At 35.4% G+C, this 18,534-nt stretch carries 12 protein-coding genes; 2 read left to right on the top strand and 10 right to left on the bottom strand.

The genetic code is table 11. The features are described from left to right. Positions 1-189 precede the first annotated feature (189 nt). The 7 genes from H0184_RS10670 to H0184_RS10640 form a co-directional block, all read right to left on the bottom strand. On the bottom strand, positions 190-1,026 hold the full coding sequence (locus H0184_RS10670; protein ID WP_221824252.1) for a glycosyltransferase: 837 nt from the start codon (positions 1,024-1,026) through the stop codon (positions 190-192). Then, on the bottom strand, positions 1,023-2,363 hold the full coding sequence (locus H0184_RS10665) for an O-antigen ligase family protein (protein ID WP_221824251.1): 1,341 nt from the start codon (positions 2,361-2,363) through the stop codon (positions 1,023-1,025). Before H0184_RS10665 ends, H0184_RS10670 begins: the two co-directional genes overlap by 4 nt. 51 nt (positions 2,364-2,414) lie before the next feature. Further along, positions 2,415-3,500, bottom strand: a complete 1,086-nt coding sequence (locus H0184_RS10660) for an acyltransferase family protein (RefSeq protein ID WP_221824249.1) — start codon at positions 3,498-3,500, stop codon at positions 2,415-2,417. Between the two features lie 249 nt (positions 3,501-3,749). After that, complete coding sequence (locus tag H0184_RS10655) at positions 3,750-5,822, bottom strand: LTA synthase family protein (RefSeq protein ID WP_221824247.1); 2,073 nt, start codon at positions 5,820-5,822, stop codon at positions 3,750-3,752. A gap of 114 nt (positions 5,823-5,936) precedes the next feature. Continuing rightward, the gene (locus H0184_RS10650; RefSeq protein WP_221824245.1) at positions 5,937-6,653 is read right to left on the bottom strand and encodes a glycosyltransferase family 2 protein; all 717 of its coding nucleotides are present in this window, start codon (positions 6,651-6,653) and stop codon (positions 5,937-5,939) included. Beyond that, positions 6,650-7,702, bottom strand: a complete 1,053-nt coding sequence (locus H0184_RS10645) for a WaaS/CpsH family glycosyltransferase (RefSeq protein ID WP_221824243.1) — start codon at positions 7,700-7,702, stop codon at positions 6,650-6,652. The genes H0184_RS10650 and H0184_RS10645 overlap by 4 nt, the downstream gene beginning before the upstream one ends. Next, the gene (locus H0184_RS10640) at positions 7,702-8,838 is read right to left on the bottom strand and encodes an SDR family NAD(P)-dependent oxidoreductase (protein WP_221824241.1); all 1,137 of its coding nucleotides are present in this window, start codon (positions 8,836-8,838) and stop codon (positions 7,702-7,704) included. Before H0184_RS10640 ends, H0184_RS10645 begins: the two co-directional genes overlap by 1 nt. Positions 8,839-9,225: 387 nt before the next feature. Here H0184_RS10640 and H0184_RS10635 point away from each other — a divergent pair, with 387 nt between their 5' ends. After that, entirely contained in the window at positions 9,226-10,215 is a 990-nt protein-coding gene (locus H0184_RS10635; protein WP_221824238.1) for an LCP family glycopolymer transferase, read from the top strand. Between the two features lie 49 nt (positions 10,216-10,264). Here H0184_RS10635 and H0184_RS10630 read toward each other — a convergent pair whose 3' ends face one another. The 3 genes from H0184_RS10630 to H0184_RS10620 all read right to left on the bottom strand — a co-directional run bounded on the left by H0184_RS10630 (position 10,265) and on the right by H0184_RS10620 (position 16,098). Then, the gene (locus tag H0184_RS10630) at positions 10,265-11,398 is read right to left on the bottom strand and encodes a glycosyltransferase family 4 protein (protein WP_221824236.1); all 1,134 of its coding nucleotides are present in this window, start codon (positions 11,396-11,398) and stop codon (positions 10,265-10,267) included. A 5-nt stretch (positions 11,399-11,403) separates the two neighbouring features. Beyond that, positions 11,404-12,669 (bottom strand): O-antigen translocase, encoded by a 1,266-nt coding sequence (locus H0184_RS10625; protein ID WP_221824235.1) that lies wholly within the window; start codon positions 12,667-12,669, stop codon positions 11,404-11,406. Positions 12,670-12,867: 198 nt separating this feature from the next. Beyond that, positions 12,868-16,098 carry a PA14 domain-containing protein gene (locus H0184_RS10620; protein WP_221824233.1) on the bottom strand — a complete coding sequence of 1,077 codons (3,231 nt, stop codon included), beginning with the start codon at positions 16,096-16,098 and terminating at the stop codon, positions 12,868-12,870. Between the two features lie 305 nt (positions 16,099-16,403). On the opposite strand from H0184_RS10620, the gene H0184_RS10615 reads away from it, so the two are divergent. Next, complete coding sequence (locus tag H0184_RS10615) at positions 16,404-18,494, top strand: LTA synthase family protein (RefSeq protein WP_221824231.1); 2,091 nt, start codon at positions 16,404-16,406, stop codon at positions 18,492-18,494. Positions 18,495-18,534 lie beyond the last annotated feature (40 nt).

The following is an 18,534-nucleotide window of genomic DNA, read 5'->3' as shown; positions in this document are numbered from 1 at the left end:
TGTCTATAAAAGACAAACATTAACATGATTGTTAGAAAAAAGTTATATTTTTAACAGAATGACGAATTTGAATACGGGCGTTTTTTAAAATATTCCCATATATTCTTTGAAATATGTTGTTCCATAGAAAAAGGATATCTTCTATGAAAAAGATATCACTTTTTTTAAAAGTTATTGTGTTCCTCACCTTTATAGTGAAAAAACCTTCTTTAGGGTTTGCTTCGCTATTTCCTTATTTTTAACGGTAAGTAATTGTTTGAAAAAACGTTTGACTAATTGAATTCGGTATTTCGGCAGCAAGTCAGTTTTAAAGTTTTGATAAAAGTTCACTTCAGAATTCAAAATGCTTTGATAACGCTGCAGCGAAACTCTTGTATAATCCATAACGGATAATTCATGCTCTAATTCAACATCCATCAGATAAACCTTTCGGCCCTTTTCATATATCTTAAAAAATAGCCAATGATCTAGGTAGTCTAGAGCAAAATCCTGATTAAAACCATTTATCTCATCTAGAAATGCAACTGAAATTAATGCACCCGAATTAATCGCCATAACTGGCTGGTTCTGAACCCCAGGAGTTGGCCTTTCTTCCTTTAACGGACGAAGGGAATTGCTGTAAACGGGTGAAATCATTGTATTTTCACTATTAATTTTTGGAACAACTGCAGACACATTCTCAGGAACATCTTTGATGGTTAGAATTGACTTAAAATATTCCAGCGTTAATTCTGTATCATGATCGAGCAGCAGGAGCCATTGACTGTTATTCTCTTTTGCCGCCGACCACGCATAGTTATAGGCTGAAGCGATTCCTAAATTACGCGGATCATGGTAATACGTTATATGTATCCCCTCAATCTGAGGGGGAGTAAAATCATGTTTAGCCGGACTGTTATCATATAAAATTAGCTCGATATCTTTTAAGGGACTATTTGTTGAATTCATTATCTGCTTAAGTGTATGAAAGGTTTTACTTTCTTCGGGTTTAAGCTTGTACAAAACGACTACCATGGTTACCTTCATTGTAACTCCTCACTTGCACTCTGTTCTTTCTTTGTTTGTGATACGACAAGCATAATAAGAAAGAAACTGATTCCAATTGGATTATTAATGAATGGATTGATATTGGTTAGCAGTAATATACCCATAAAGGCTGCTAACAGGGAAATTTCTAAGGTTGTCAGCTTTTGCCCCTTCTTATAAGCATTGTAATAGTTAAGGTATATAATTAAAAACAAGAAGCACCAAATTGCCAACCCAATAAGTCCTTGTTCCACTAAAATATCGAGAAAACTCATTTCTAATCCGTCTGTTCTGCCGGCAACATCTGAACCATACCCTGTGCCAAAGATAAGATTTACTGGCTGTACTAAAATATCTTTTGAAGCTACAATAAATTCCATCCTCGCATTAACACTGACATCATTCACTTCGGCTGGTGGTTCCACCTCTGCATCATTAGGCGAGTGTTGAACTGTTGCAACCTCAAACCTTTCAAGTGTCATGTATTTATACATAAAAGGTACGGCAACAAGTACAATCACACACATAGCAAACTTTTTAATAAATTGTTGAGATTGAAGTAATTTTTTAACTTTACTTGCTATCCCTTTTATAGGATCAACAATGACCTTAACATCCAAGATAATGATCATTAACACACTAAGCATAAAGGCAAGTAAAAAGCCTCGTGTTTCTGACCATAGAATGGAAATGGAAGACAAAATCACAAGTGCAATATCAAGCTTCCGATAGTTTTTATTTAATAACCCATTAAGCGATAGAACGAGCGCAATTAGCACAAAGAAATGACTCTTATAGAAAACGCTGTTGCTTGGTCTAAAAAATAGGTCATCATTCATAATTGTGTTCATAAATACATAGAAAGGATAAAAATCAGCAGCAAAAACCGTTTTCCCAAGCAGGTCAACTGTGATAGTAAATATCGCAACAGCAAGCGCACTATACTTTAAGAGCGTAATAATCCGTGTAAGAGAAAATCGTTCACTTGAAATATAGTAGGCTAACGGGAAATATAGAGCCACATAGGAAACCCTTAAGAAATCCATAACGATAATCGAAACAGGATGGTTATTGATAAATCCAATGGCTGCACTTACAACAAACCAAGCTATCAGTGCATAAACCCCTATTGTAACAGGATTAAATCTGATTAGCGTATTAACATTTTTATTAAAAAGTGCTTTGTCCTTAATAATTCGGTAAACAAATGTTAGTAAGAGCAGTAAAAATAACACCTGTCGTATCGAGAGAACACCAAAATCAATGAGCCTTCCTCCCCCGCCGACAAATAACTCAACAAATAAAATGATTAGTAATACTTTTTCAAACCTATTCATAGTACCTCCCCTAGCATTTACGCATTACCAATGTAAGGATTGCTTCTATTTTCAGTTAGCATTTGAATTAATAGAATTCTCTACGTAAATTTTCTTTTTCTGGAATATAGTTTTGAGTGATGCTTTTTTATATTTTAATGCTTGTTTTTCAATCATGTGCCAAGAAATAATAGCTATGATCAACGTAACCGGGAAGGATAACAAGAAATTTTCTAACGGTGTGATCTGATTGTTAAAAGCTTGGGTCATGATTTGCTGAATCGGAAATGCGTAAATATAGATACCATATGAAAAATCACCATATTTACCGAAGTCATAAAACTTAAGCTTTGAAGCAAATGCGAAATAAAAAATAAGATAAGTGCCTGCCACGGATAGTGAATATTCAAAGTAACCATTTCTCGCCGTTAAAATGAGTATTATAAGTGAAAGTAACGCGGTAAAGCCATTTAATTTAATGTGTTTTCTGTAAAGATAAAATACCATTCCCGCACCAAAGTAACGGAATAAATCAGTGTAGAATGCCCCTCTGCCTAGAAAATAAAGTGCAGTAGCTAAGATAAATCCAAACAAGACAATTCTCTTATCAAGCATTCTTGTTACACCTAAAACGGCAACTACGATATAAAAGAAAAACTCATACCATAATGTCCACAATGAACCATTTACAGCTCCCGGCCAGATATTCTCAGGGAACATTCCTGGCAAATCATATTGCAGCCAATATAGTGTTATCGTCTTTAAGTAATCGTACGTTTCTCTGTTGGCGAAATAGTCTTTAACGCTTAATTCTGTCAAAATTGGACCTAGTAAAAAGATGGACAATAATACACAAAAGATAAGGCCTGGAAAGATTCGCAAGCTTCTTGCTTTGAAATAATTAATCGGGTTTCTTGAACGGTCGAAGCTCTGTGTAATTAGAAATCCACTAATGATAAAAAAGATTGCTACCGCTAATTCCCCAAATGTCATTTCTCCATTGGTTAGAATCGCAAACGGCTCAGATCCATTATTACCTGTTGTTAATGGGTAGGCATGGGAAAACAGAACCAATGATGCCGCAAAAAACCTGATAATATCTAAATTGTTTTTTCTATTCGCAATGAAGTGTTCAATATTGTTGCCTTTTAGAAACACTAAGCATCCCACCTATTAATCAAGATTATTGTTATCCTAAGGCTTATATAAAATACAGCGTGATTTACTAGTGAAATAACGCTATTACAAAAACGTAAAGTGTCTTTCTCTTAAACATACAGGAAAAATTATAGCATTATCTCAATGGAATTAGTATCACTTATTTTTCCATTTGGGCAGTTGGAATGAAGAAAATTAAAAAGCCATCCTCAAAAAAAGAACGAGAGAATGGCTTTTTGCTATGTGGGCTCATTTAGGATATAACAGATCTAAACTATACTGTTTCCCCATCAATAAATCATACTGGAGCAATTTGTAATCTTCCAATAGTTGATTTTGAGCTTTTGCTGGATTTGTAATAAACTTGTGGTTACTTCCCATAATGATATCACCTTTTAGGGCACGAATATCATTCTGTTCTCTTAGCTGATTTAACAAGTGATAGAATAAAGGTTTTTCCAACCCAATCAAATCATAGAGAATGGGCGCTATATAAAATGGACTAATAAATTCATATCGCTCTTGTTCCATTTTAAAATTCGAATAAATTAAGAGTGGTGTTTCAGCATATTTATATTTATTTACATCAGAGTTAACATCATCATATCCAGCTTCTTTATAAAGTGCCCTATTTGCCCCTAGTATGGGAAGATGGTCCCCCCAAAACACCACGACTGTTGGTTCATTTATTTTTTGTAATTCATCTGCCAGCAATTTTAGTGCCTCATCTGACCTGCGAATACCTTCCGTATAAACTTCAAGCATTGTTGTGGATTCCGGAGATAAGCCTGAAATCTGAATTTTGTTTTCCTCATATGCGCCTGCATTGTATGGCATATGATTCTGCATCGATACCGAATGAATAAAAAGAGGCTCCTTTTGTTCTTTTATATGGTCCAATATTTCATTGGTCAATGATAAATCTGTAATAACCCGGCCTGGCTCTCGCTCATTATGTTTCATTGTTTCTTGATCTAGAAATTGATCAAAACCAAATATGTTATAGACAACATTTCGTTTATAAAATACCCCATTAAAAGGATGAATGGCAAGAGTATTATACCCCTTTCCCTCCAAATCGCTGACAATAGAAGGAATAAAGGTTTTCTTGTCAATCATTTCTTGGTAGGGAATAACACCAGGATTTAAAAATGATGTTGAAAAGCCTGTTAATGCCTCAAATTCAACGTTCGCTGTTGCCCCTCCAAACACAGGAGAAAGAACATTCCCTGACGGATGTTCCGTCATTAGCTTACGAAGGTGCGGAATAGGATCCCCGCTGAACTTGAGATTTTCAAGTCTGGAGGGGTCCCAAAAGGACTCACTCATGATGTAAATAATATTAGGTTTTGCATCGGGGGCAATGAATTTTTCATCCGATTGGCCTATGTATTTCTGTGCAGTCTCAATAACCTTTTGCTTTGAATATCCTTCAGGCTTTTTATAGCTGTTATTCTGAAAGTTTGAAATAAATCCAAAAAGAAAACCATTTATCCGATAGTTATCAATGGGATTCCATTTAACGATTGTAATCTTACTTTTTTCCACAAAAGATTTCATAAATGTTTTGGGGAAGTTGGTATAGGAATACAGCATGATGAGTGTAACTGCTAAGATTAGACCTCTAGTCAAGAGGCCCATTCTAATATTTTTCAAGAAAGTCAGCAGCACGATCATCACAAAAACCAATAATAAAAACACAATCAATTGTTTCAATGAAATATATTCAGAAATCATGGGGATGACATCTTTCATTTGTGAAAACTGTTTGAAATCAAATGGATATAGGGGTTCCACACGAATATTTAGTTTATTGTAGTGAATAAAACCAATTACTATTAAGAAAAGCCCTGTGAGGAAAGTACTAATGTAGATATTCCCAATAACTGCAAAGACCAATAGAAATAGGAGAAATAAGTATAACACTCCCGCAAAATAGATAGTGGGATTGGAAATAATCCACTGTGCAGTTAGGTCAGAATCCCTTAAATGTTGAAAGTATTGAAAATAATAATTTACCACTAATGAGGCGATCAAGGATATAAGCAAAATAAACACTATTTTTAGTATCGTAACTGCCCATGGCCTCTGTTTCTTAATATATAAATATAACTTTAATTGAAATTTTACACTTAAAAGTAATAGTAAAAATATAAGGAGGAGGGATAAGCCTATCCTTTTTGTTATCTCATGCATGGATTCAAGGAAGGGAACAATATGAAAGCTATATCGAATCATTTTATATAAAAATAAAATAAGCATAGAAAGAATTCCATTTACAGCAGTTATTAAGAATATTTTATTAAATTGTTCTTTACTCATTAAAATCAAACTCCATCAGAATTAATGTCCGCGAAATTGTTGCTGCATGGTTATCAATTCTTTACATAAAAAGAAAAAAGTATGCTTCCCGATTCGGAAAACATACTTTGCTCATTAATTATTTTTTATAAGTGCTTTTAAGAGTAACGAAGATATTTGGAATCTCCATAGTATTTTTTCTTTTAAAGAAGAAGTATTTTCGACGCTTGTGACTGTCGCATCGTGTCTGCGATAGTAGATTAATTTTTCTGGTATCAATAACGCAGCCTTATTCATATCAGCCACTAAGCCTATCCACATATCATGCATAGGTACATTCCTGGGAATAGGGAGTATTTTGGGCTTTAATTCTTTTCTAAAGGACATAGCACAACCAATATAACTATTTTTTATGATATTCTTGAGAACGCCCGCACGGCTTCCCCTAAACGCATAAAATGAGTCGATAGTAGTGTTCAACTGATTATCAACAACCGTGATATCTGACATAATCATTTGGATACTGTGATTCTTCTGATAGTAATCCTTCACCGTTTTGACCTTTTCTGGCTTCCAGATATCATCCTGATCACTTAAAAAGATAATCTCATTTTGCGTACGTTTAATCGCATTCTCAAAATTTGAAGTCACACCTTTTTCTTCATTCAGGAACAACTTCACACGGGTGTCATCTTTCATGTATCTTTTAATAATCGTAAGCGTTTGGTCATTTGAATGGTCATCAGAAATGATCAATTCATCTTCTTTGCCTAACTGCATTAGAATACTATCAATTTGCTGCTCCAGATACTTTTCTCCATTATAAGTGGCCATTGCTACAGAAACCTTCATTGTTCTCCACCACCACTTTTTTCTACATAAAATTCATGACCGTTTTTTGGGGTTAATCCCAGTATATCTAGTACAAAGTAGTTTACCGAGTATCTTTCTTTTACTTGGTCCGCAACTGGTACATAAGGAGTTTCCATAAATTCCGTTGGGATCTGCACTTTGTCCCGGTCAACTATACAAATATTATTCGGATGATAAAAATCATAATGTTTAATATCTGTATTCGTAGTAATGACTTTTTTATTAGCACCCAGCATTTCAATCGTTCTCATTGTTAGACCTGTTTGTTTTGGATGCTGAATGTCAACAACAGCCCTGGATTGTTTTAATTTCGCTGTTAATTGTTCACTTGGCAATCCAACAAAAGAAAAGTCTGTGATTTCACTGCCTTTTAATTCACTTGAAAAGAGTTTTCGTTGATAATACATAATTTTACTTGGGATATATAAATAGTAAAAAACGTTAAAGTTATTTTTTTCAAATTGTCGTCTAACTTCGTTTAGTATTAAATAACGATCACTATGAACGGTACCAACAAAAAATAAATCGTATACAAGCTCTGATTCATCATTTGCAAGCTCTTCGTATTCCTTGTCAAAAAACAATGGCCTGAACGTCAGCCCAAATTGTTCGCAATCCTTTTTATCAAATGAAAAGACCTCATCAAACAAGTCTAATTTCTCCAGCGTATTCACCTTATTTGCAACTGAGTCCCATAGCATAAGCACTAATCTGGCGTTGGGATTCATTTCCCTGACATCTTTTAAAAAAGACTTAGGTGTCGCTTCAGCCTGGCAAATAAATACGTAATCATACTTTTTGCCCTCGATGTTTGATGTAATTTCTTCATAATGCTTTTTAATTTGTACAGTAACAAAATTACGATTGATTCGTAATAATGCCTTTGAAAGAAATGTGTTGGATGGGCGTTCGTCAAAGTAATCGACATCCGCCCCCATTACTTCCATCGCACGCATTAATTTTTTGTGATAATTAAAAAATAAAGGACATAAAAACAAAATCTTTTTATTTTTTAGCAAGCCATTCATTACTTGTATAATCCTTTTTTCTTCATTTCTTCAATTGATTTTTGGTAACGGTCTTCAACTACTTCTTGCTGGTTGACCCAATCAACAAATTTACTGATACCTTCTTCAAAGCTTACTTTTGGTGTAAACCCTAATTTCTCATTAATTTTAGTCAAATCTGCAAAATTATGTCTGATATCACCTAATCGGAAATTGCCGCTTATCTGGATTTCAGTATTAGACTGATATTTTTCCTTCAAGACATTTGCCACTTCAATAACGGTTGTAGGCACACCTGTCCCTACATTGAAGCTTTCAAAGTTTGCTTCTTCCTTCTCAATTCCAAGAATGGTTGCATCTACAATATCATCAATAAATACGAAGTCTCTTGATTCTAGACCGTCCTCGAAAATGTTTATGTTATTGTTATTTTTGATAATCGTTGAGAAAATAGAAAGAATTCCTGTATATGGGTTTTTTAACGATTGACCTGGACCATACACATTTTGATAACGGTATCCAACCACAGGAATATTCAAGGATTTCCCAACCACCATACACATTTGCTCTTGAACTTGTTTGGTAATTCCATAAACTGAAGTAGGGTGAATCTTGGTTTCTTCTGTTGTAGCCATAACTTCTACGTCTGTGTTACAAATTGGGCATTTTACTTCGAAGTCACCTTTACTCATGTCTGCTTCTGTTCTTTCAACAGGGAAAACTGTTCCATGTTCGGTGCAATGATACATTCCTTCACCGTAGATCGCCCTTGAAGCTGCCACAACAATCTTTTTGACTTGATGTTCTTCATTTGTAAGAATATCTAATAAATTTGAAGTTCCCTTCACATTGACATCAATATATTTATTAATTTCATACATGGATTGACCAGTACCTGTTTCAGCAGCTAAATGAACAACGACATCTTGTCCCTTTAAAGCTTTTCTCCAGTCATCACTATTAACGACATCACCTTTAATAAAGGTAACTTTATCTCTAATTTTTAAGAATAACTCTGATGATGTCCCCTCTTCTCCATGAATCTGCGGAGATAAATTATCAAGGACTGTTACCTCATACCCTTTATCCAATAATTTTAAGGCTAAGCTGCTTCCGATAAATCCTGCCCCACCGGTAATTAATACATTTTTTAGCATAATAAGTTCCTTCTTTCCTATATAAAAAAGTTTCAATTGCCTTTTCAAGAATGTATTGACTCTATTATACAAAATGTGATGAAGAGTTCAAATTTTCATCCATAAAGGACTTTTATGTAACAACTTAATAAAGTTTACGTCTATATATCTGAAATGCAAATAGTTCTGTTTTCCCAATATAAATACAAGTTTCAACAAAACTCATATTCTATAGGTTATTCCCAAAACTCAATTATATCAGTTTCCTGTCGCTATTTGTAACTTTTTAGCTAGATATTAGGATTTACAGTTGAAGTTCTTTATGTTCGGGTTTATAATTTATTCTATGGCTTTCTGACTGTTTTTCCCAAAAAATTTATTACCTTCAATAGTAGGAGGATACTATATATGAATAATACTAGAATAAGAAAAAAGAAGAAAAGGAAGTTAAAAAAAGGGTTCTTATTTTTTCTATTTACCTTTTTTGTCCTATTGGCCGGCGGCGGACTATATTTCTTTAATGTATACAACGATGTCGCAAGTGCTGTTGATAACATGAACAAACCGATAGCCAGAGAGGTATCTGAAAAACGGGAAGAAAAAGTCGAGTTTACCAAAAAAGATCCCATCTCCATTCTAATTGTCGGGATTGATGAACGTGAGGGAGACAATGGCCGAACGGACTCCATGATGGTTCTGACAGTTAACCCTGAAATGAAATCTACTAAAATATTAAGTATTCCACGGGATACACGTACGGAATTAATTGACCCTGAAGATCCAGAAGACTCATCCAGAGATAAAATTAATCATGCCTATGCGTTTGGCGGAATTGAGATGAGCATCGCAACCGTTGAAAACTTCTTAAATATTCCCATTGATTATTATGTGGAAATAAATATGGAAGGATTTAAGGACGTTGTAGACGCAGTTAATGGTATTGATGTAGATAACCAATATGCATTTGAATTGGATGGAATTACGTTAGAAGAGGGTCCGCAGCATTTAAATGGTACTGAAACCCTTGCATATGCCCGAATGAGAAAACAAGATCCTCGAGGGGATATCGGACGTGGAGAACGTCAGCGTGAAGTAATCTCAAAAATCATCCAAAAGGGTAAATCATTATCTACCCTTACCAATTACGATGATATCCTGGATGCTTTAGAAAATAATATTAAAACAAACCTGACTTTAAATGAAATCATCGATATGCAATCTGCCTATAGACCTGCCGCAGATATGATTGACAAGCTTGAAATAGAAGGTGAAGGCGGTTTTGTTGGGGAAGTATGGTATTACATGGTCGAGGATGAAACGAGACAATCCCTTTCAGACCAATTGCGTTCCCACTTAAACTTGGCACCTGAAATCTTTACGGAAGTTGCGTCTAATTAGTATATAAAAAACCGATTTGAATGCCTCTAAGACATTCAAATCGGTTTTTTTAGTTAACTAATTTTCCATATGCTTTATACGTCAGTTCTGCAGCGCGCTGGTAAGAGTAGTCTTCAAAGTAACTTTCCGGTGGTCTTACCTTATCCTTCTTCAGTGATTTAAGAATAGCACTTTTAATGGACTCTGGATCATACGGATTACAGATCTCACCATATTGGTCAAATTTGTAGTAATGAACCGGACAATATTCCACAGAGGAAGCTACAATATTACAACCTGAAAAGAGCGCCTCTAAGCTCGATAGTCCTGGTGACTCTCTAAATGACGGCAAGACATGTACGGCTGCTTTTCGATAAAGTGCAAAGATTTCTTCATGATCAATTTGATTAATAAAATGGACATTGCCTCTTTTATTAGCCAGCTTCCTTACATATTCTGCGTATTTTTCATTATGGACTCTTCCGACAAACACAATCGGAATTTCAGGGTGATGTGCTAACGCCTTTACAACACCTGCCTGGTTTTTAGTAGGCTCTATTCTCCCTACTTCAAGAACAATATTTTCTAATTTGTTAAGCCAATTTAGCGTCAATTTCGTGTCAGATGAATTCTTTAGATCAACCGCATTGGGGACTACAATTGTCTTCTCCATCAGCCCTGTTAAGCCGAATTCTTTTTCTATTATTTCAAGTTCTTCGTTTGAGTTTGGCAATAAAATATCTGCTTTTTCAAGAACCTTTCTTCTCTTTTGCACATAGTTTTTGCTGCCATACTGGTCCCCTTTGTTTAATACCATTCCAGCGAATTTCTTTAAATTCATCACAGTATCTTTATAGCGATAGGTGCTTTTATTAATATTCATATAGTTAAAGTTGTTGATTAAAAACGTGTTATAGATATAATGCGATAAATCCCAATAAATAGTAGAAAAAGTAAATTTCTTATTGTATTTTTCACATAAGTCAACATATTTCAGCGTTTCATCTATGGTTTGGATATTAAAAATATGAACTAAATCAGCATCTTTGTGCTCAACAAAATCTGTCTCATTTAAGGCAATTTCAATCCTAACAGGATAGTTCTTTTCTAAAAACTCCTTTGTTTTGAGCATTTGTACGGTGTCGCCGCCTCGATGACTTATTGCATCATTCCGAGTAGCAAATAAAACCTTTATCTCTCTCATATTTTTCATCCATTCCTTTGTTTAGCTTTTAAGAATAAGATATGTCTCATCATATAGCCAACCATTAAAAAGTACAGGAAATAGGTAATGCTATATGCGTATGTGACACCAATTAAGCCAAAAATATTGATAAAAACGATAGATAGAACTGTTAAGGTGATTGAATAAAAGAGTTCCGTTATTATGACATGTTTGGTCATTTCTTTAACCAGCATGTTAAAGGAGATGAGCCAGCTGGCAATTTTGAAAAAGTCGCCAATTAATTGAAATAAGAATAATTCCCGCATTTCAAGAAATTCCTTAGAATACAGAATGACAATGGCAATGTCCTTCATGAAGTACACTGCAAACAGAATGACAGTTAATATAGGAATAATAAGTTTATATCCATCAAAGATTTCTTTTTTCAATTTCAAGTCATCTTTTATTTCCGATAATCGGGGCAAATAATATACACTCAGTGACATGGTGATAAACATTAAATACGTATCGGAGATTTTCGTAAGACCCTGCCAATAACCAGCGTCATCCGAAGATAAAGTTTCACTTATATAAGTTCTGATGATGATAAACGATACAGGAACGGTTAGGATATGGATCATTGACATAATTGTATAATTGGAATAGCTTTTCAGGATTGAGCGGTCTACCTTTCGCAGCCTGATTTTTTTTACCCAATCTTCCTTTAATAAAAAAACAAATGAGATTAGCAGCACGAGTGTTTGAGAAAGTACATACGCATACATTGCTCCTTTAAGTTCCCATTTAACGGTTAATAAAATGGATAAAGCTAACCCAAAGAAACTCTGTGAAACATTAATAAGCGTGAATTTCCTTATTTTCTTAAATCCGTTCACCGCAGCGAGCAGGATACTGTTAATCGCATAAAAGATAAGAAAAATTCCAATATAAATAAAGATATCGGCGTATTGATCTGATTTTAACAAAAGAATGGAAAGATACGTATGAAGTACAATGATCAGCAGCCCTGTGATGATGGAGGCAATAAAGGAAATCGTAATCGCTGCGTTTATGTATTTGATCTGTTTGTCTTCTTCCTCACCATAGAAGGACACATACTTTGTAACTCCCTGACTGATTGAAAAATTACTTAGATTGGATACAATAGAAAAAAAGTTTTGCAATTGTCCTATCTGTGCAATCCCGACCGGTCCCACATAAAGTGCAAGTACCTTGTTTACAATAAATCCAGTTAAAATTTTAATGACAGTAGCAATAGATGAGAGGAAACTAGTTTTTAATAAGTTCATAATTCTTCCTTAGCATTCGTAGTATTTATTCGTTTTATGTCGTAAAAAGTGGGATAGTGTCGCTCTTACAACCAGTATTCATTCTAGCAATTATCGAATTTGAAAGCAAATAAATATCGATATCAGAATGTATATCATAGAGGCAAAAATGTAAAAAAACTGCCTATCAGATTGGATAGGCAGTTTTGATGTTTTGCATTATTTCGTGGTTATAAAATTGTAGAAGTCTGAAGCGTTTTTTCCAATTTTGGCACCCCATGCTTCGTCTGTTGCATATTGGTGCCAGCTATTATCAAACCTCATATTATCGATAGTAGGTTTGCTTGTATACGGGAAAGATTTATCTGTATCCCAAGAGCGATCAACATAATTCTTTTTAATAAAGAAAGCTCCCGCGATAATTCCGCCTTCAGGGGTATCATAATTATATGCCCCTTCATCAGGCCTTGAGTCAATAGCCCCGATTCCATAAAAGTTGTATTTTGCTTTAACAATTGGAGAAGTACCCCATCCTGTTTCTAAGCCAGAATGTGCAAGTAAATAGATCGCATTAAGGCCAGTTTCTTCCTGTGCTTTTAAATAGGCATAGCCCATATTTGTCATAACGGTTGTTTTTCCGCCAGTCTTAAAATCTATAAATCTATTAATTTGATCAACCGTCACATTTGCCTTTGAAATTAACGGCGTAAAAACTGTAACTTGATTGGTAGAAACTGATTTATTAAATTCGTACTTTATTACGTTATAGCCTTCATTTCCACCAGCGTTATTCGCACCCCAAATCCAGCCTTTTTGACCCGATTGGGTTTGAATATAATACCATTCGGTATAAGCGGAACCAGGAACGGTAATGTGCTCCAATAGAATGACACTAGAACCGCCAGGAATTGTACCAATGCTGGTACCTGTTTGCGAAGGACTGCTTCTGATTATTCTAGCATCTTTGACCATCCAAGTATCTTCGCTTAAATTGTTCTCAAGGTAATCCTTATGCACCCAGCCTGATTGGCCATCAACAGTTTGTATTCTTGCTGCATAAAGCTTTTCTTCTACTACATAAACACTATCACCATACCCTAGCTCTAGGAATCTAGTATATGATGGATTATAGAAAACAAGATGCTTACCATAATCAATTAATTCCTCGAAGCTGCGATAGACAGGCAATTTAATAGAAGATACATATTTTACATTTTTCGAAGGATCAATTGCAGGTTGTTGTTCTACTTCTGGTTGTTGCGGCAATTGTTCTGGCTGTTTTACTTCCTCACCTGGAGCCTCTGTTTGACTAACTTTTTTGTAGTCAAGGAAGAAATTCGCTAAACCAGCGCCTTCAAAGTACTCCACTTTAACGGTGTGTTTTCCTTGTCCAAGAGCGATTCTCCCCGTCTTCAGATGACCAGATGTACTTTCCCATGCGTTAATCACGAGTTTGTTATCAACCCATAAACGTGAGCCATCATCGGCACGGATTTGGAATTCATAGGTTCCTTCTTCCAATTCCATGATTTTCGTAAAACGGGCTGAGAAACCATTAGCTGGAATGGTTGAATGCGGGGAACCTGCTTTCCAGTTAAAGTTAAGGTTTGCAAGCTTTGAAGCAGATTCTTTCCCGCCTTCAACAATTGGAGTACCCTTTAATGTCTTATTAGGATAAAATTCCGCTACCCATTCATTTTCAATGGATGCTTGAAAAGGTTCAAGGAATACTTCTACTTGGCTATTAACAGCACCTTCATAGTATTCCACTTCTACCCAGTGGACATCCTTTTCCCCTGCTTTTGCACCTAGTACATCAGCAATTGTAAGTTTTACTGCGTTTTCCTTTATGACAGGTGCGGAGCTCCATCGGTCTAAAACCAATTTCCCATCCACATAAACCCGTACCCCATCATCAGCGGTTGCACGTAAGATGTAATCCCCTGCCGGAATTCGCTTAGCTGTCGTATAACGGGCTGAAAATTGATCGTTCTTTATACCCGCTATTGGAGAACCAGTACCATATTTCTCTGAAAGCTTTTTTAACTCGCCAACTGGTGCAATTACCTTTGCAGCTGTAGGTGCACCAGACAACGTTTTATTAGGATAATAATAAGCTAACCAAGAATCAAACGGAACCACATCTGAGAAAACACTCGCATTACCGCCATCTTCGTAGTAATGGGTTTTAATCACATGTTGACCTGGTGTAACGCTTGTCCACAATGCACGATTTGTTACTAAAACAGGTGAATTGCTCCAGCGATTTATTGGAAGTTGTCCATCGACTTCTACTTTAACTCCATCATCAGCTTGAGCTTGGATAAAATAATCACCGCCTGCTAATACTTGTGTTTGGTCAAATACGGCAGTAAATTTATCCGCTGGCTTTCCTTTTCCAGCACTTCCGCTTCCCCAGTTATAGTGAACTTCCTTACCCAACTGAGTTGGAATTTGTGTAAAATGCTTAACGTCTACAAAAAGATTAGCTAATCCTGTACCTTCAAAGTACTCTACCTTTACAGTATGCCTTCCTTTAGAAAGGTCGATTCTTCCTGTCTTCAAGTGCCCTGAAGTACTTACCCAAGAGTCAATCACAAGTTTGTCATCTACCCATAATCGTGATCCATCATCAGCACGAATATGGAATTCATAAGTTCCTTCTTCAAATTCCATATTCTTTGTAAATCTTGCCGAGTATCCATCAGCCGGGATAGAAGTATGAGGGGAACCTGCTTTCCAGTTAAAATTAATGTTCGATACCTTTTCAGCTGAATGCTTCCCGCCATCGACATATGGAATACCCTTTAATGCCTTGTTAGGATAATACTCCGCTACCCATGTATCCTCAATTGATTTTTGGAAAGGTTCAAGTGACACATCTACTTGGCTGTTCACTGCACCCTCATAGTATTCCACCACAACCCAGTGAACATCCTTTTCTCCTGCCTTTGCGTTCGCTACATCTGCAATTTGGATTTTTACAGCATTTTCTCTAAGTTTAGGTGCAGAACTCCAACGATCGAGAACCAATTTTCCATCTACATATACCCTTACACCGTCATCCGCAGTAGCACGCAGAATGTACTCCCCTGCTGGAAGCACCTTCGCAGATGTATAACGAGCTGAAAATTGATCATTCTTGATTCCTGCTATCGGAGATCCTTTTCCATGATTCTCAGATAACTTTTTTAACTCACCTATCGGCTTAATAATCTTTGCTGCCGCAGGTGCCCCTGACAAAGTCTTATTTGGATAATAATAAGCTAACCAGTGATCCAACGGAACAACTTCCGAAAAAGCCGAATTTCCACTTTCAATTTTATATTGAACAAGTTGAGCACTATTTGGTGAAGTATTTTTCTCTTCTGCGTAAACCTTAAGGCTTAAGGGAAGCATAACAGCCATAAATCCGACGCCGATCGTGCCAATTAACTTCTTTCGTGACAAATTTCTCCCAACTCCCTCATCTATTTATCTATAAAGAAATCTATTAAAAATGAAATTTATTATTATACAAAAATAAAAAAGCCGCGAAGAAATCTATAAAAGAAAATTTCAAACGCGGCTTCGAATAAAAGAATATCACATTTATGTCGTTTTTTTTACAAATCATTACAAATACATTAAATTACCAAAAAGAGAAAAGAATATCCTGAGATAATTTTGCCTAAAACCCATAATATTATATAATAGATAGTAGTTAAAAAATATGTTGAATTTTGTCATTTTTTGTCTATAAAGGAGTACACATATTGAATATCAAAACAAAAGACACAATCCTATCCTTGACCATTACCGCTGTTCAATCATTTATTACTATCTTTTTCATTGAAGTTCTCTATCGAGGAGGTTTTGGTGCGGCCTTTGAATGGACAAAGGAGTACACTCGGCCATTTACTTATAATTTCTTCCTGCTGTTTTTACTATTAGCAAGTTTACATATCTTCAAAAGAAAACTTTATATTGTTCTTTCCTTTATTTTAACCCTGCCCTTACTATTTCTTGGGCTTGCTTCAAATGTTAAACAGGGAATACGAGGAGTTCCTGTACTGCCTACAGATCTTTCTTTAGCAGCAGAAGCCAAAAGTATGGCGGAGTTTTTCTCAGGGACATTGTTATTTTGGACGATTGTAGTGCTAGTCAGTTTAATTCTATTCATTATTATTTTGGTTTACAAAGTTCCAAATCAGATTGGGCTAAACTGGATTAAAATCAGCAGTTCTTTTGTAATCCTAGTAATGTTTATTGTTATTTTTAGAATAGAAAGTACTTCTGATACTTCTTATTTAAAAAGAAAATTAATGATTATTTATCAAATGACCGATCAAAAACATACCTATCAACAAGATGGTGTTATCGGTGGATTTGTCCAAAATCTCAAATGGTTAAAAATGGAGAAACCCAAAGGGTATTCGGATACAGCCATCCAAAATATAATCTCGGATACAGAGGAACCTGCTTATACAAGTGACAGTGAAAAGCCAAATATTATTATGATTATGAATGAAGCCTTTTGGGATCCAACGATTATGGATAATGTAATCTTTAATAAGGATCCTGTTCCATACTTTCACCAACTTGAAAATGAACAAAGCACAGGAACTCTGAATGTGTCTGTATTCGGCGGTTCAACTGTTAATACTGAATTTGAAGCTTTAACCGGGCTATCCACACAATTCCTGCCATCTGGCTCGATTGCTTACTTGAACTTTGTAAAGAAACCATTGCCCACACTCCCATCTATTTTAAGAGAGCAGGGCTATGACACAACTGCCATCCATTCTTGGCACCACTGGTTTTATGATCGGTCCGGAGTATACGAGGATCTTGGCTTTGATCGATTTATTAGTTCTGAATACATGGAAAAGCCTCTTGCCTTTGGTCCCTTTTTCCATGACAGCAGTGTTACAGATGAGATTCTTAAGAAGCTAAAATCTGATAATAACGATAAACCAAATTTTATTTTTGCAGTAACGACACAAAATCACGGACCATATGCAACTGATCAGAAGTTTAGTTTTGCAAATATTGAAACCCACTTAAAGGGAGATGCTGCTTTTACAGATGAAGCAGAAAATATGTTAGAGGTTTACTCAGATAACTTAACTGAAATTGATAAAGAACTGGAAAGATTAATTAATGAAGTAAACGAAATGAATCAAAAAACAATCATTGTTATGTTCGGCGATCACCTCCCATTACTAGGGAATGACTATCAGGTTTATCAGGAGGCAAACTTCTATAGGGATGATAAATCTTACGAAGAATATTTAAAGATGTATTCAACGCCGTTATTAATTTGGGATAATTTCTCTGGAAAAAAGGAAAACCTAAATATTGGTTCCACCATGCTTACACCGATTATTCTGGATCGAGCTGGAATAAACGGGAACTATCTGACCAATTACTTACTTACTAAATATCAAAATGGTGAGTTTTCTAAAATACCGAGGGAAGATTTCTTAGCAGAGGAGAATATTGATAACGAGACGTTAAATGAGATAAAAATGATTCAATATGATATTTTATTTGGAAAAATGTATGGCATTGCTAAGCCAATCGAGGTCAGCAAGAACTACCGATTAGGGTACGCTGATCCTAAAGTTACTGGTATTTCAACCTCTAAGCATGACGGGGAGAAAGTGCTTGTCATAAAGGGTAAAAACTTTACCTACCATAGTTATGTATATATTAATGGAGAACAAGCAGATAAAGTATCTGGGGATGGAACAAAGATTATTATCCCTTACTCCAAGGTAAAAAAAGGTGCAGAAATTATAGTTAAGGTAAAAGACCAAAATGGTAAGATACTCTCTAGCAGTAATAAAATTGTGTATAAATAAAAACAACAACCTTACCCCCTTGTGGTGTAAGGTTGTTGTT

Origin of the sequence: Neobacillus niacini (assembly GCF_019749295.1) — a bacterium.
In the GTDB taxonomy this organism is placed as follows: Bacteria; Bacillota; Bacilli; order Bacillales; family Cytobacillaceae; genus Neobacillus; species Neobacillus niacini_D.
Note: the sequence above shows the minus strand (reverse complement) of the source record. Positions and strands in the feature narration are given on the sequence as shown.

Excerpts from the sequence above, each read along its gene's own strand:
- H0184_RS10670 (WP_221824252.1), bottom strand. The coding sequence starts at position 1,026 with ATGAAGGTAACCATGGTAGTCGTTTTGTACAAGCTTAAACCCGAAGAA.
- H0184_RS10665 (WP_221824251.1), bottom strand. The coding sequence starts at position 2,363 with ATGAATAGGTTTGAAAAAGTATTACTAATCATTTTATTTGTTGAGTTA.
- H0184_RS10655 (WP_221824247.1), bottom strand. The coding sequence starts at position 5,822 with ATGAGTAAAGAACAATTTAATAAAATATTCTTAATAACTGCTGTAAAT.
- H0184_RS10650 (WP_221824245.1), bottom strand. The coding sequence starts at position 6,653 with ATGAAGGTTTCTGTAGCAATGGCCACTTATAATGGAGAAAAGTATCTG.
- H0184_RS10645 (WP_221824243.1), bottom strand. The coding sequence starts at position 7,702 with ATGAATGGCTTGCTAAAAAATAAAAAGATTTTGTTTTTATGTCCTTTA.
- H0184_RS10640 (WP_221824241.1), bottom strand. The coding sequence starts at position 8,838 with ATGCTAAAAAATGTATTAATTACCGGTGGGGCAGGATTTATCGGAAGC.
- H0184_RS10635 (WP_221824238.1), top strand. The coding sequence starts at position 9,226 with ATGAATAATACTAGAATAAGAAAAAAGAAGAAAAGGAAGTTAAAAAAA.
- H0184_RS10630 (WP_221824236.1), bottom strand. The coding sequence starts at position 11,398 with ATGAGAGAGATAAAGGTTTTATTTGCTACTCGGAATGATGCAATAAGT.
- H0184_RS10625 (WP_221824235.1), bottom strand. The coding sequence starts at position 12,669 with ATGAACTTATTAAAAACTAGTTTCCTCTCATCTATTGCTACTGTCATT.